Origin of the sequence: Endozoicomonas sp. G2_2, from assembly GCF_017744135.1 — a bacterium.
Taxonomy (GTDB): Bacteria; Pseudomonadota; Gammaproteobacteria; order Nevskiales; family Salinisphaeraceae; genus Salinisphaera.
In genome coordinates this window covers 49,695-63,858 of sequence record NZ_JAGHQU010000007.1, presented here as the reverse complement: position 1 = coordinate 63,858, position 14,164 = coordinate 49,695, and the positions used below count along the sequence as shown (strand labels likewise).

13 protein-coding genes are annotated in these 14,164 nt (G+C 64.0%); 9 read left to right on the top strand and 4 right to left on the bottom strand.

Annotated features, from left to right (window positions below):
* Positions 1-63: 63 nt before the first annotated feature.
* Positions 64-1,326: a 6-phosphofructokinase gene (locus J7355_RS09985; protein WP_209062212.1), complete on the top strand. Its 1,263-nt coding sequence runs from the start codon at positions 64-66 to the stop codon at positions 1,324-1,326.
* Positions 1,327-1,424: 98 nt separating this feature from the next.
* Positions 1,425-1,958, top strand: coding sequence for an inorganic diphosphatase (gene ppa, locus J7355_RS09980; RefSeq protein WP_209062210.1), 534 nt, complete (start codon positions 1,425-1,427; stop codon positions 1,956-1,958).
* 98 nt (positions 1,959-2,056) lie between these two features.
* Here ppa and J7355_RS09975 read toward each other — a convergent pair whose 3' ends face one another.
* Positions 2,057-3,601, bottom strand: coding sequence for a porin (locus tag J7355_RS09975; RefSeq protein ID WP_209062208.1), 1,545 nt, complete (start codon positions 3,599-3,601; stop codon positions 2,057-2,059).
* A gap of 177 nt (positions 3,602-3,778) precedes the next feature.
* Positions 3,779-4,294 carry a molybdenum cofactor biosynthesis protein B gene (gene moaB, locus J7355_RS09970; RefSeq protein WP_209062206.1) on the bottom strand — a complete coding sequence of 172 codons (516 nt, stop codon included), beginning with the start codon at positions 4,292-4,294 and terminating at the stop codon, positions 3,779-3,781.
* A 209-nt stretch (positions 4,295-4,503) separates the two neighbouring features.
* Between moaB and J7355_RS09965 the strand changes: the two genes are divergently transcribed.
* Positions 4,504-5,373, top strand: a complete 870-nt coding sequence (locus J7355_RS09965; protein WP_209062204.1) for an SDR family oxidoreductase — start codon at positions 4,504-4,506, stop codon at positions 5,371-5,373.
* Positions 5,374-5,676: 303 nt separating this feature from the next.
* On the top strand, positions 5,677-6,822 hold the full coding sequence (locus J7355_RS09960) for an acyl-CoA dehydrogenase family protein (RefSeq protein ID WP_209062202.1): 1,146 nt from the start codon (positions 5,677-5,679) through the stop codon (positions 6,820-6,822).
* A gap of 13 nt (positions 6,823-6,835) precedes the next feature.
* On the opposite strand, the gene J7355_RS09955 is transcribed toward J7355_RS09960, so the two are convergent.
* The gene (locus J7355_RS09955; RefSeq protein WP_209062200.1) at positions 6,836-7,957 is read right to left on the bottom strand and encodes a CNNM domain-containing protein; all 1,122 of its coding nucleotides are present in this window, start codon (positions 7,955-7,957) and stop codon (positions 6,836-6,838) included.
* A gap of 308 nt (positions 7,958-8,265) precedes the next feature.
* On the opposite strand from J7355_RS09955, the gene J7355_RS09950 reads away from it, so the two are divergent.
* The 5 genes from J7355_RS09950 to J7355_RS09930 all read left to right on the top strand — a co-directional run bounded on the left by J7355_RS09950 (position 8,266) and on the right by J7355_RS09930 (position 13,785).
* Entirely contained in the window at positions 8,266-9,579 is a 1,314-nt protein-coding gene (locus tag J7355_RS09950; RefSeq protein ID WP_209062198.1) for a DEAD/DEAH box helicase, read from the top strand.
* Positions 9,580-9,660: 81 nt separating this feature from the next.
* Entirely contained in the window at positions 9,661-11,568 is a 1,908-nt protein-coding gene (locus J7355_RS09945; RefSeq protein WP_209062196.1) for an ATP-binding cassette domain-containing protein, read from the top strand.
* 34 nt (positions 11,569-11,602) lie between these two features.
* Positions 11,603-13,042, top strand: coding sequence for an exodeoxyribonuclease I (sbcB, locus tag J7355_RS09940; protein ID WP_209062194.1), 1,440 nt, complete (start codon positions 11,603-11,605; stop codon positions 13,040-13,042).
* A 114-nt stretch (positions 13,043-13,156) separates the two neighbouring features.
* Positions 13,157-13,402, top strand: coding sequence for a type II toxin-antitoxin system prevent-host-death family antitoxin (locus tag J7355_RS09935; protein WP_209062192.1), 246 nt, complete (start codon positions 13,157-13,159; stop codon positions 13,400-13,402).
* Positions 13,399-13,785, top strand: coding sequence for a type II toxin-antitoxin system VapC family toxin (locus J7355_RS09930; protein WP_209062190.1), 387 nt, complete (start codon positions 13,399-13,401; stop codon positions 13,783-13,785). Before J7355_RS09935 ends, J7355_RS09930 begins: the two co-directional genes overlap by 4 nt.
* Before the next feature lie 139 nt (positions 13,786-13,924).
* Here the strand turns inward: J7355_RS09930 and J7355_RS17880 are convergent, their stop codons facing one another.
* A complete protein-coding gene (locus tag J7355_RS17880; protein WP_280637600.1) occupies positions 13,925-14,059 on the bottom strand; it encodes a hypothetical protein in 135 nt (44 codons plus the stop codon).
* Positions 14,060-14,164: the final 105 nt, after the last annotated feature.

Sequence of the window (14,164 nt, the reverse complement as noted above, 5' to 3'; positions counted from 1 at the left end):
ATTTTCGAGACCCGTCCGTCTAACGTATCCTTTGCGTCCATCTGATCAGCCCAGGATGAACCCATGACCGTGAAGAATGCCTTTTATGCCCAGAGCGGCGGCGTAACCGCCGTCATCAACGCGTCGGCCGCCGGCGTGATCGAAGCCGCGCGCGAGCACGGCGACAAGATCGGCAAGGTCTACGCAGGGCGGGATGGCATCGTCGGGGCACTCACCGAAGACCTGATCGACACATCGGCCGAGTCCGCAGGCGCCATCGCCGCGCTCAAGCACACGCCGGCCGGGGCCTTCGGCAGCGCCCGCTACAAGCTCAAGGGCCTGGAGGACAACCGCGAACAGTACGAGCGCCTGATCGAGGTCTTCAAGGCGCACAACATCGGCTACTTCTTCTACAACGGCGGCGGCGACTCGGCCGACACCTGCCTGAAGATCAGCCAGCTGTCGGAGAAGATGGGCTATCCGATCCAGGCGATCCATGTGCCCAAGACCATGGACAACGACCTGCCGCATACCGACTGCTCGCCGGGCTTCGGCAGCGTGGCCAAGTACACGGCCGTGTCCATCCGCGAGGCCGGCTTCGACCTGGCCAGCATGTGCAAGACCTCGACCAAGGTCTTCATCCTCGAAGTCATGGGCCGGCATGCCGGCTGGACGGCTGCCGCCGGCGGGCTGGCCAGCGAGGCTGAGGGCCAGGATCCGCACGTGCTGCTGTTCCCGGAAATCGCCTTCGACGAGGAGAAATTCCTCGCCAAGGTCGACGAGACCGTCAAACGCCACGGCTACTGCACGATCGTCTCCTCTGAAGGCGTGCGTAACGCCGACGGCGAGTTCCTGTCCGATGCGGGCAGCACCGATGCCTTTGGCCACAAGCAGCTCGGCGGCATGGCACCGACGCTGGCCGAGCTGATCAAGAACAAGCTCGGCTACAAGTATCACTACGCGATCGCCGACTATCTCATGCGCGCCGCACGGCATATCGCGTCCCAGACCGATGTCGAGCAGGCCTATGCGGTCGGCCGGGCGGCGGTGGAATATGCGGTAGCCGGCAAGTCCGGGATCATGGTCTCGATCGTGCGCGAATCCGACGAACCCTATGAATGGTCGATCGGCGAAGCACCGCTGGACGAGGTCGCCAACGTCGAGAAGATGATGCCGCGCGAGTTCATCAGCGAGGACGGCTTCCATATCACCGATGCCGCACGCCGCTATCTCAAGCCGCTGATTGCGGGCGAATCCTATCCGCCCTATGCCGACGGCCTGCCGCAGTACGCACGCCTGAAGAACGTGGCCGTGGAAAAGAAACTGGCGGACGGTTTCGAGGTCTAGCGACCGACGCTGCCAGGCACGGACGCGGGCGTCGTGCCTGTTCGGTTACACTGGCGGCCCTCGATTTAAGCTCAACTCACCATTACAGGGGTTTCGCAATGGGTTATGAAGCACTCACCCCGGGCAAGAATCCGCCCGATGAAATCAACGTCATCATCGAGATCGTGGAAGGCTCGAGCTCGGTGAAGTACGAGGTCGACAAGGACACCAACTGCCTGATGGTCGACCGCTTCATGAACGTGGCCATGCACTATCCGGCCAACTACGGCTTCGTACCGAAGACCCTGTATGACGACGGCGACCCGGTCGACGTGCTGGTGCTCACCCCCGAGCCGATCGTGCCGGGTGCGGTGATCAAGTGCCGCCCGGTGGCGGTGCTGGGCACCGAGGACGAGTCCGGCCTGGACGCCAAGATCCTGTGCGTACCCACCGACAAGATCAGCACCGACTACTACAAGGACGTGCAGGACCTCGACGACATCGACGATCGGCTGAAGAACAAGATCCACCACTTCTTCGAACACTACAAGGACGAAGAGAAAGGCAAGTGGGTCAAGATCACCGGCTGGGAAGGCGTCGAAAAAGCCAAGGCCGAGATCACCAAGTCGATCGAGGCCTACAACAAGGGCTGATCCAACCGCGATCACTGCGCCGGCCAGCCGGCGCAGACAAGAAAAAGCCCCCGACCGGCATGCCGGCGGGGGCTTTTTCGTGGCTCGATCCGGCGAGCCTAGAAGATCACCTGGGCACGGGCGCTGATGGTGTTGCCATCATCCGAGCCGGTGAACTCGCGATCGGTCGGATCACCCGCGATCGGCACGCGGTTGTTGGTGTTCCAGTTGATCCAGTTGAGCATGAAGCGGGTGTAGTTGTTGAGATACCAGCTCACGCCCAACGTGGTGCCATGGCCGGTGCCGCCGGCGAAGGTGGCGTTGTTGTCGTAGTCCAGCGCGTCGTAGCGGGCCATGACCTGCCAGGCACCCCAGCCGCCGTCGGTGACGGGGTTGGCGATATCCGGCGCGCTCCAGGTGCCGTTCTTGGTCGAGTAACCGAACTGTTCGCCGGTCAGCGAGTAGCCGATCTGGGCCGAGTAGGCATCGTAGTCGGTGTCGTCGCCGGCCCGGGTATCGATGGTGCGCCGACCGTATTCGGCGCCGGCCGCGACCGGACCGGCCAGGCCGGCGAGTTCGACGCCATAGCCGGTGCTGGTTTCCGGCTCGTCGATGGTGTCGGAGTAGACGCGGACGTTGTCGTTGAAGTGCGAGGCGAAGCGTTCGCTATCGGTCAGCGAGTCGATGTTGTCGCGCGCGAAGTCCTCGTAGAAGCCCCAGGCGCCGACGTGCATCATGGCGTTGTCGGTCGCGATCGGGTTGAAATGGGCGCGCGAGATCAGCGTGGTGTTGTCCGACTCGTTGTTGTCGTCGCCCAGCTGGCCCTTGCTCACACCCGCCGACAGATGCCAGTTGTTCTTGCCGTAGAACGCACTGGTCACACCGAGGTTGTAGTAACCGGATTCCGGGATGATCGCGTTGGCGACCGGGTTGCGCTCGAGAAACCAGATGTACTTCGACGAAGTCGCCCCCTCGAGGCTGCGATCGGCGAACTTGTTACCCACATAGACCACGCCCTGGCCGAGCGCGAAGTCTTTCTTGGTAGCGATGTAGGCATCGCGTACGCCGACGTTCTCCTCGGCAAAGTCGAACTCGACCTTGTAGAGAATCGGCTCCATGAGCTGACCCTGAAAGCCGATACGCAGTCGCCGGAACTCGCTGCCGTCGATCTCGCGATCCGCAAAACGCGACCCGTCGGTCGTGGAATAGTCGTACTGCAGACGACCGAGCGGCTGGAAGGTAAACTCGCCGTCGCGGCTGGAGAATTTCGGCGAGCCGCTTTTCCAGTCGACCTGGACGCTGTTCTGCTTCAGCGTGTCGATCTGCTTTTGCATGCTCGCCATCGAGCCGGCCGCAGTCTGTGCGCCGGTCGCGCCCGGCCCGGATTGCGGCTGCTGGCGACTGTCGACGACGCTGCGGCTGCTGTCGGCTGCCGCGCCGCTGGATTCCGGTGCCATGCCGGCGCTGCCCGAAGCCGCGGCCCCGTCGGTCTCGAGCGCCTGAATACGGCTTTCGAGACGTTCGATCTGGGCGGCCTGGCGCCGGACCAGATCGGCAAGTTCGTCATTGCTGGTCTGGGCGATCGCGGTGGTCGGCACGTAGACGGCAGCACTGGCGACGACGGCCGTCATCACGCGTGCGCGCCATGCATTAGATTTATTCATGATGCTCCCCTGAACGGTGTGTAGCCCCACGCTACGCCGCCATACTACAAAAAATACATAATGCAGTCTCGGGATTTGACTTAACCTTCAGTCGAATACGATTACTTTCTCAAGCACGACCGAAAACAGGCACCGAAATCGCGCAGGCGACCCGCCGCCGCCGGCCCCCGGCTGGCGCTAGCGCTCGGTCAGGCGCGGCAAAAGTTCGTGAAGGTTGCAGGGGCGCGTGCGCGCGTCGATCTGCGCGGCGATGAGCTTGTCCCAACCGTCCGCACAGGCCCCCGAGGAGCCGGGCAGGCAGAACACGAACGTTGCCTTCGAGACCCCGGCCAACGCGCGCGACTGCAGCGTCGACGTGCCGATCGATTCGTAGGACAGCATGCGAAACATCTCGCCGAAGCCGTCGATACGCCGATCGAAGAGCACCTCGACGGCCTGCGGGGTGACGTCCCGGCCGGTCAGGCCCGTGCCGCCGGTGGTTATGACGACATCGGGCCTGTCGTCGGCGATCCAGCGGGCCACGCGGGCGCGAATCTCGTGCACGTCGTCGGCGCAGATCGTTTTTTCGTGCAGCACATGGCCGGCGGCTTCCAAGCGATCCACGAGCACCCGGCCCGACTTGTCGTCGGCTTCGGTACGCGTGTCGGATACCGTGAGTATCGCGATATGCAGGGCCGTGAAAGCATCGCTCATGACATGTGATCGGTGGGCATTCGAAGGCCGTCAAGATGCCACAAACCGAGGTGTTCGCGTGCCGGGCCGCGATCCAGGGCCGTGCATGTATTCGCGATTACTGAAATGATGCCATCGACTGATGTCAGCATTACCCGACCGCCTGGCGGCCGGCACCACAAAACGAATGATCGCCGTATCGCTGCCGGCGACTGCGCGAAGGAGAAACCGTGAGCTATTCCTCTGTCTTCCGTTCCGATCTGTTCGCCAACCGCCATGTCATCGTCACCGGCGGCGGCAGCGGGATCGGCCGCTGCACCGCCCACGAGCTGGCCGCGCTCGGCGCGCGGGTGGCGCTGATCGGCCGGACCGAATCCAAGCTCGCTCGCGTGGCAGAGGAAATCGCCGAGGCCGGCGGCCCGGCGGCAAGCACGCACGGTTGCGATATTCGCGATGAACAGGCCGTGGCCGCGACCGTCGCGGCGGTGCTGGCCGAACACGGGCGTATCGACGGCCTGGTGAACAACGCCGGCGGCCAGTTTCATGCGCCGCTCAAGCAGATCTCACAGAAAGGCTTCGACACAGTGGTGCGCAACAACCTCACCGGCGGCTTCCTCATGGCGCGCGAATGCTTCACCCAATGGATGGAGCACAACGGCGGCTCGGTCGTGAACATCATCGCCGACATGTGGTGCTCCATGCCGGGCATGGGCCACTCCGGCGCGGCGCGGGCCGGCATGCTCAGCCTGACCGAAACCGCGGCCGTCGAATGGCAGTACGCGGGCGTGCGCGTGAACGCGGTCGCACCGGGCTGGATCGCCTCGTCCGGCATGGATACCTACCCCGACGAGATCAAGCCGATGCTGCGCGCGTTGCCGCAGTTCGTGCCGCTCAAGCGCTGGGGCACGGAGTCCGAAGTCTCCGCCGCGATCGTGTTTCTGCTCTCGGAAGCCGCCGGGTTCATCTCGGGCAGCTGTATTCGGGTCGATGGCGCAGTGCCCAACGCACGCGCCAACTGGCCGATGGCCGATCACGACAAGGCGCCGGCCTACAACGGCTTCCACCTGGCCGAAACACCGCGCCTGCTGCGCGACGAATAGACCCTATCCGTCGCCCTATGTCCGCAAACAAGGCGTCGGCCGCACCGGACTTGAAGAACCCATTGACGATCCGTCTTGCCCGGTTCAAACCGGCGTTCATTCCTAGCAGTGCGCAAATCAACGCAAAGGCCGCAAATACCGGGAAGGCAAGGTCTGGTGTCGCGGGCGGTCGACAGGCACCGGCGCGCACTCACGCGCCGATGGTGCGTCCCTATTATTTGCGCTGATTCGCATTCATTTGCGCACGATCCTGTCTCCCAAAAGTCGACGAATTCGCGAGAAAAACGAAAACGAGGTCGCGCCATGCACGAAACCCATCCCGCCTACACCGAAGCCCACGCGCTCTATCGCGACACGCTGCGCCACTGGGTCGCCGACGAGATCGCGCCCCACGTCGACGCATGGGACGAAGCCGGCACCTTCCCGCGCGAATTCTACAAGCGGGCCGCCGAGATCGGCCTGCTCGGCCTGGGCTTTCCGGACGCATACGGCGGCATCGAGGCCGATCGTTTCTTCATCATCATCGGCGCCCAGGAACTGGCCCGCGCCGGCGCGGGTGGCCTTTCCGCCAGCCTGCTCAGCCATACGATCGGCGCCCCGCCTATCGTCAAGGGCGGCTCGAACGCGCTCAAACAAGCCGTTTTGCCCGCCATCCTCGCCGGCGAAAAGATCAGCGCGCTGGCCATTACCGAACCCGGCGGCGGCTCCGACGTGGCCAATCTGAAGACCACTGCCGTGCGCGACGGCGACGAATACATCCTCAACGGCTCGAAGACCTTCATCACCTCCGGCATGCGCGCGGACTATGTAACCGTCGCCGTGCGTACCGGCGGGCCGGGCCGCGCCGGCGTATCGCTGCTGCTCGTGCCCACGGACACGCCCGGCTTCTCGCGCACGCCGCTGGATCGCAAGATGGGCTGGTGGTGTTCGGATACCGCCACGCTCTACTTCGACGACTGCCGCGTGCCCGCCGCCAACCTGCTCGGCGTCGAGAACGAAGGCTTTCGCCTGATCATGGACAATTTCAACAGCGAACGGCTGTGGCTGGCCGCCGGCTGCAACGGCTTCGCCCAGGTCTGTCTCGACGAGGCCACCGCCTACGCTCGCGAACGCCATACCTTCGGCACGCCCCTGATCGGCCACCAGGCCATACGCCACAAGCTCGCCGACATGGCCCAGCGCATCCGCGCCACCCAGGCCTATCTGGAACAGGTCGCCTGGCAGATCGATAACGGCGGCAATCCGATCGCCGACGTCTGCCTGCTCAAGAACCAGGCCACGCAGACCATGGAATTCTGCGCCCGCGAAGGCGTGCAGATCTTCGGCGGCGCCGGCTACCTGCGCGGCGCCAAGGTCGAACGCATCTATCGCGAGGTGCGCGTCAACGCCATCGGCGGCGGCGCCGAGGAGATCATGCGCGATCTGGCTGTGCGCCAGATGGGGTTGTAGCCGCGAAATTCGACTAGACGGCCGAACCCGCCGATGATTCGTGGCTCGATGCCGCTTCGCGACGCGCCTTGGCCGCGTCCTCGTCGAGGTCTTCATCGATGAGGCCCAGCTTGCGCGCGCGGCGCTCCCATTGCTCGCGGGCCATCACACGCATGTCCTCGACCTTGTCGCCCTCGTCCATGATTTCCATGCCGAGCATGGTTTCGACGATGTCTTCCATCGTCGCCACGCCGACGATACCGCCGTACTCGTCGACCACCACGGAAAGCTGCTGCTGACGTTCGAGCAGGTTGCGGAACAGGCCGTAGAGCGACAGCGATTCGGGCACCACGAGCACATCACGCTGGATCGCCGACAGCAGTGTGCCGTGGCGGTCGCGCGCGATTTCGCTGAGCACGTCCGACAGCAGCACGAAGCCGGTGATTTCGGTGTGATCCTCGGAAAACACCGGCAGACGCGAAATGCGCCGCGTGCCCAGTGTTTCGAAGACCCGGGTCACGGTCTGGTCCTGCGTGAACGCCATCATCACAACGCGCGGGGTGAGCACGTCTTTCACACGCAGCGACTGAAAATGCAGCAGGTTGCGCAGAATACGCGATTCCTCGATATCGAAGACGCCATCGGCTTCGCCCTGGTCCGCCATGGCCTGAAATTCGTCGCGCGAAAAGGTCGGCCCCGAATGTTTGGGCGTGAGCAGGTTGGTGATCACCATCGACAACGCGACCAGCGGATACATCGCTGTCGTCATCCACTGCAGTACCAGCGCCGCGCTTGGCGCGAGCTGTTTCCAGTACGTCGCGCCCAGGGTCTTGGGGATGATCTCGGAGAGCACGAGAATCAGCAGCGTGAGCACCACCGAAGTGGCGGTGAGATAGCCGTTGCCGAATACCGCCTGCGACTGCGCACCGACACCGGCCGCGCCGATCGTGTGGGCAATGGTGTTCAGGCTCAGCAGCGCGGACAGCGGCCTGTCGATATCGGCCTTAAGCCGGTCGATACGCGCACCCACGCGCCCGCCCTGCTTCTGCATGAGCGCGATATAAGACGGCGTGATCGAAAGCAGCACGGCTTCCAACACCGAGCAGAGAAAGGACACGCCGAGGGCGAGAAACAGGTAGAGAAGAAGTAGCGCCATTTGAGTTGTCGTGCACGTACGCCTCGCCGGCGCACGCGTGAATTTCTGGTGAAAAACCCTGCCCGTGCGACAGACGGTCACCGGTTTGGTTCGAAACGCCGCGCTATCGTTGCTGCGCCGCGACGCGTATCATGACGAATTCGGTCGGTCGTCCGCGGATTCAATCGCGGCCAGCGCCATCAGCCATCGCGCCCGACCACTGCAGCGCCACGGATTCGCCGACAGGGGCTGCGACCCACGCCATCATGCCATGCGGCGGCCGGTGTCCGTGTTCATGATGTGCCGCAGTTCAACGGAAACGAATCTCTATGCCCTTTGATCAACTCGGCCTGGCGCCGTCGCTTCTCGAAGCCGTGGCCGCCGCCGGTTACAGCGAACCCACGCCCATCCAGGCCAAGGCCATTCCGGCCGTACTCGATGGCCAGGACGTGCTTGCCGCCGCCCAGACCGGCACCGGCAAGACCGCTGCCTTCACCCTGCCTTTGCTGCATCGCCTGGGCGAGACCCAGCAGAAAAAACCGCGGGTGCTCGTGCTCGCGCCGACGCGCGAACTCGCCGCCCAGGTCAACGAATCCGTACGCACCTATGGCAAGGCCGGTTCGATTCGCTCCACCGTGATCTTCGGCGGCGTCGGCTATCAGCCGCAGATCGGCCAGTTCAAGAAAGGCGTGGATATCGTCGTGGCCACGCCCGGGCGTCTGCTCGATCTGCTCCAGGAAGGCCATGCCGACCTGTCGAATATCGAGACGCTGGTGCTCGACGAAGCCGATCGCATGCTCGACATGGGCTTCATCCACGATATCAAGCGCGTGCTCAAGTACGTGCCCGAAAAGCGCCAGACGCTGCTCTTCTCGGCGACCTTCTCGAAGGATATCCGCAAGCTCGCCTCGAACCTGCTCAACAAGCCGGTCGAGATCGACGTCGCGCCGCGCAACGCCACCGCCGATCGTATCGACCAGAAAGTGGTGATGGTGGAAAAACCGCGCAAGCGCGCAGTGCTCAGCCACCTGATCAAGGAAAACGGCTGGCATCAGGTACTGGTCTTCGCGCGCACCAAGCACGGCGCCAACCGCCTGTGCAAACAGCTCGACAGCGACGGTCTACCGGCTGCGGCCCTGCATGGCAACAAGAGCCAGAACGCCCGCACCAAGGCGCTCGACGGCTTCAAGGACGGCAAGATCCAAGTGCTGGTCGCTACCGATATCGCTGCCCGCGGTATCGATATCGAATCGCTACCGTACGTGGTGAACTTCGAACTGCCCAACGTTTCCGAAGACTATGTCCACCGCATCGGCCGCACCGGGCGTGCCGGCGAAGCCGGCGAAGCCGTATCGCTGGTCGGCCCGGACGAACGCAAGCTGCTCAAGGACATCGAGAAACTCACCGGCAAGCAGATCGAGCGCATGACCGTCGAGGGCGTGGACCTGCGTGCCGGCGAGAACGACGAGCCGGACGAGCGCCCAGCGCGGCGGCCGAACAACAAGGGCGGCCACGGCAACCGTCCGCCCAAGCGCGGTGGCGGCAACAACAACGCGCCCGGGCGCAACCAGCAGCGGCGTCGTAGCCGCGGCGGCAAGCGGGGAGGCAACCGCTCGGGCGGTGGCGGCGGCGGTCAGTCCTGATCGGCCCTGCCCGCTGAACCTGGAACGGCCCGCTTCGTGCGGGCCGTTTTCATTTCACCGCCTCATTTACAATAGCGCCCCATGATCGGTTTCAACCAAGTCACACTGCGCCGCGGTTCGCGCAAACTGCTCGAAAACGTCAACCTGCGCCTGCATGCCGGCCAGCGCGTCGGCATCGTCGGGCGTAACGGCACCGGCAAGTCGAGCCTGTTCGCCCTACTGCTCGGCGAGCTGTCGGCCGATGCCGGCGAGGTCGACCTGCCCGCGCGCCTGGATATCGCCACCGTCCGCCAGGAAACACCGGCCGGCGAACAGCCGGCGATCGATTTCGTGCTCGACGGCGATACCGAGCTGCGCGATATTCAGAACCGCCTCGCCCGCGCCGAGGAAGAAGCCGACGGCAACGCCATGGGCGAGCTGCATGCGCGCCTGGCCGAGATCGACGGCTATGCCGCGACCGCCCGCGCTGCCCGCCTGTTGCACGGTCTGGGTTTTTCGCCGGACACCCACAGCGCACCGATCGACGCATTTTCCGGCGGCTGGCGCATGCGACTGAACCTGGCCGCCGCGCTGATGCGCCGCTGCGACGTGCTGCTGCTCGACGAGCCCACCAACCATCTCGATATGGACGCGGTGTTCTGGCTGCAGGAATATCTCGCCAGCCACCCGGCCACGCTGCTGATCATCTCGCACGACCGGGATTTTCTCGACGCGATCACCCAGCAGACGCTGCATCTCGAGCACGGCAAGGCCAACCTCTACAGCGGCAATTATTCCGCCTTCGAGAAGATGCGTGCCGAGGCCAAGCTGCAGCAGCAGGCCGCGTTCGAGGCCCAGCAGAAGCGGGTCAACGAACTCCAGCAGTTCGTCGACCGCTTTCGTGCGAAGGCCACCAAGGCCCGCCAGGCCCAGAGCAAGCTCAAGCAGATCGAGCGCATGGAAACGGTCGAGGCCGCCCACTGGGATACGCCATTCTCGTTTCGTTTCTTGAAGCCCAACCGCCTGCCGGAAACGCTGGTGCGGGTGGATAACGCCGCGATCGGCTACGACGGCGAGCCATTGGTGGCCGGCATCAAGCTGCGGATCGTGCCGGGCGATCGCATCGCGATCCTCGGGCGCAACGGCGCCGGCAAGTCGACGGTCATGAAGATGCTCGCCGGTGAGCTGGGCGCGATGGCCGGCGAGATCCAGCACGACCGCTATATCAATATCGGCTATTTCGCCCAGCACCAGCTCGAACAGCTCGACGACGCGGCGAGCCCGGCCACCCACCTGCAACGCCAGGACCCGAAGGCCAGCGAGCAGCATATCCGCGACTTCCTCGGCGGCTTCGATTTCCACGGCGACAAGGCGCTGGAACCGATCGGCCCGTTCTCCGGCGGCGAAAAGGCAAGGCTGGCGCTGGCACTCGTCGTGCACGCCAAGCCCAACCTGCTGTTGCTCGACGAACCCACCAACCATCTCGATCTCGACATGCGTCACGCGCTGGAACTGGCCCTGCAGGCCTATGACGGCGCGGTGGTGCTGGTGGCCCATGACCGGCATCTCATCGATGCCACCTGCGAACAGCTCTGGCGGGTCGACGACGGGCATATGGCGCCTTTCGACGGCGACCTGGACGACTATGCCAAGTGGCTGACCAGCCAGCGCGCCAACACCGAAGGCGATACGCCAGTCGCCCCCGCGGCCAACAGCGCTGACAAGCCGAAGGACGCTGCCCAGAACCGCCGCGACGCCGCCGAACGCCGCGCTCGGGAAAAACCGTTACGCAACGCGATCAAGCAGGCCGAGCGGGAAATGGCCACGCTCGAGGAAAAACTCGCCAACGTGGAAAAAGAGCTGTCCAAGCCCAGCGTCTACGGCAACAAGACCGAGGTCGCGCGGCTGTCGCAGGAACAGGGCAAGCTGCGCAAGCAGCTCGATGCCGCCGAAGCGCAATGGATGGAGAACGCCGAGGCGCTGGAAGAAGCCCAGGCCGCCGCCTCCTGAGCCGGGCGCCGATCGCTATCGAAAAGAGCCGCCGATGAGCACCCCGACCTATTTCTGGCACGACTACGAAACCTTCGGCGCAGACCCACGGCGCGACAAGCCGGCCCAGTTCGCCGGTATTCGTACCGACATGGATTTCAATATCGTCGGCGAACCGGTGGTGCTCTACTGCCAGCCGCCGGTGGACATGCTCGGCCATCCCGAAGCCACGCTGATTACCGGCATCACGCCGCAAACGGCGCTGGAACGCGGCGTGCCCGAGCCCGAGTTCATCGAAACCATCGTCGCCGAGATGGCGGTGCCGAGCACCTGCAGCGTCGGCTACAACAGCCTGCAGTTCGACGATGAAGTCACCCGCCATACGCTCTGGCGCAATTTCTTCGACCCCTATGCCCGCGAGTGGCAGAACGGCTGCTCGCGCTGGGACATCATCAACATGGTGCGTCTGGCCTATGCCCTGCGCCCGGACGGTATCGAATGGCCGCAGCGCGAGGACGGCACGCCGAGCTTCAAGCTCGAACATCTGGCCAGTGCGAACAACCTCGCCCAGGAACGCGCCCACGACGCGCTATCCGACGTGCATGCCACTATCGGCCTCGCGAAGCTCATCCGCGACAAGCAGCCCAAACTGTTCGACTACGTGGTGAAAAACCGCGACAAGCACAGCGCACGCAAGCTGCTGGATATGGATACCCGCAAGCCGGCGCTGCATGTCTCGTCCAAGTTCCCGGCCGCCAACGGCTGCCTGTCGCCGGTAATGCCGATCGCGGCGCATCCCAGCAACCGCAACTGCGTGATCGTCTACGACCTGCGCGTCGACCCCGCGCCGCTGCTGGAACTGCCGCCAGACGAGATCTTCGAGCGCATCTTCACCCCCACCGCGGACCTGCCCGACGACATGCCGCGCGTCGCGCTCAAGGGCGTGCACCTGAACAAGTGCCCGGTGCTCGCGCCGTTCGAGATGATGCGCGAAGAAGAAGCCGCACGGCTGAACCTGGATATCAACCAGTGCCGGCGCAACTGGAAGGCGATCCACGATCAACTCTCCGAAGTCGAAGCCAAGGCCACCGCCGTGTTCGACGCCCACAGCTTCGAGCCCGACGGCGATGCCGAAGCCGCCCTGTACGACGGCTTCGTCTCCAACGACGACCGCAAGCTCGCCGACCAGGTGCGCCGCACCTCGGCCGCAGATCTCGCCGACGGCGCCATCGTGTTCAAGGACAACCGCCTCAACGAGCTGCTGTTTCGCTATCGCGCCCGCCATTTTCCGGACACGCTGGTCGACGCCGAACGCGACGACTGGAACAACTGGCTGTCCAAACGCCTGGAATTCGCCCCCGACGGCGGCCTGACTCTGGACGACTACGACGACGTCGTCGCCCAGCTCATGGAACGCGTGCAGGGCGAGCCGGACAAGCTTCAGCTACTGCTGGATCTCAAAGCCTGGAGCGGCAAGCTGCGGCGGCTGGTCTAGGGTTCGCGCCTGGAAGACGCTAAGCGAAAACCAACGCAGCGCCCGACGTGCCCATCTTGTCGGTGCGGCGGTCACCCGATAAACTAATCTGCGTTAGTTCATCCGGTGAATCCCGTGAACACATTCAACATCCACGAAGCCAAGACCCATCTGTCGCGCCTGATCGAGGACGCCGCCAAAGGCGAACCGTTCATCATCGCCAAGGCCGGCAAGCCACTGGTAAAAGTCAGCGCCCTGGACGTGCCCGACACGAAAAAACCGTCGCGCATCGGCTTCATGGCCGGCGAATTCGATACGCCCGACGACTTCAACACGCTGGGCGCCGACGCCATCGAAGACGCATTCCACGACGCCTCGTGATTCTGCTGCTGGATACGCATCTGCTTCTGTGGGCGGCCGCGGGATCTCCCAAGCTATCGTCCAAAGCGGCCGAACTGATTCTGGACGAAAACAACCGGCTACTATTCAGCGCTGCCAGCATCTGGGAAGTGGCCATCAAGACCGGTCTGAACCGGCCTGACTTCCAGGTGTCCGCATCGCGACTTCGGCGCGGCCTGTTCGACAACGGCTACGACGAGCTGCCGGTCACTGGACGCCATGCCGCAGCCATCGCCAACCTGCCCGAGATACACAAGGATCCCTTCGATCGAATTCTGGTAGCTCAGGCACAGGTCGAAGACGTCACGCTTTATACCAACGATCGTATCGTGGCGAGTTACCCGGGACCGATCGAACTCGTTTGATCCTTGCGGCCATGGCCGATGGCAAACCGCTACCGACCCAGCGCTAGGCATTCGCGCGCGCCTCACCGACGTCGTGTGAGAAGTCGGTAGGCGCGAATTCGCAAACCGATCTCAGCGTTTCAGGCGGTTTTTGCCAAGATCACCGGTAGCCGTGGAACCCGTACTTGCTCTGCTTCTTCGGCCGCGTCTTGCCGCGCTCGGCATCCTTGATGTTCTTGAGGCTCTGGCGGGGTATTTTCTGTTGCGATTTCTGCTTGGCGCCCATGGTTTCCATTCAATGGCACAGGTTGCGAGGCTATCGACCGGGCGGTCGGCAACGAATCATACAGGGCGCTGCGGACGTTGCCGGCAAGATCCTCGCCTGGCGGGGCGGCCGCCG

Excerpts from the sequence above, each read along its gene's own strand:
- J7355_RS09985 (WP_209062212.1), top strand. The coding sequence starts at position 64 with ATGACCGTGAAGAATGCCTTTTATGCCCAGAGCGGCGGCGTAACCGCC.
- ppa (WP_209062210.1), top strand. The coding sequence starts at position 1,425 with ATGGGTTATGAAGCACTCACCCCGGGCAAGAATCCGCCCGATGAAATC.
- J7355_RS09975 (WP_209062208.1), bottom strand. The coding sequence starts at position 3,601 with ATGAATAAATCTAATGCATGGCGCGCACGCGTGATGACGGCCGTCGTC.
- moaB (WP_209062206.1), bottom strand. The coding sequence starts at position 4,294 with ATGAGCGATGCTTTCACGGCCCTGCATATCGCGATACTCACGGTATCC.
- J7355_RS09960 (WP_209062202.1), top strand. The coding sequence starts at position 5,677 with ATGCACGAAACCCATCCCGCCTACACCGAAGCCCACGCGCTCTATCGC.
- J7355_RS09955 (WP_209062200.1), bottom strand. The coding sequence starts at position 7,957 with ATGGCGCTACTTCTTCTCTACCTGTTTCTCGCCCTCGGCGTGTCCTTT.
- J7355_RS09950 (WP_209062198.1), top strand. The coding sequence starts at position 8,266 with ATGCCCTTTGATCAACTCGGCCTGGCGCCGTCGCTTCTCGAAGCCGTG.
- J7355_RS09945 (WP_209062196.1), top strand. The coding sequence starts at position 9,661 with ATGATCGGTTTCAACCAAGTCACACTGCGCCGCGGTTCGCGCAAACTG.
- sbcB (WP_209062194.1), top strand. The coding sequence starts at position 11,603 with ATGAGCACCCCGACCTATTTCTGGCACGACTACGAAACCTTCGGCGCA.
- J7355_RS17880 (WP_280637600.1), bottom strand. The coding sequence starts at position 14,059 with ATGGAAACCATGGGCGCCAAGCAGAAATCGCAACAGAAAATACCCCGC.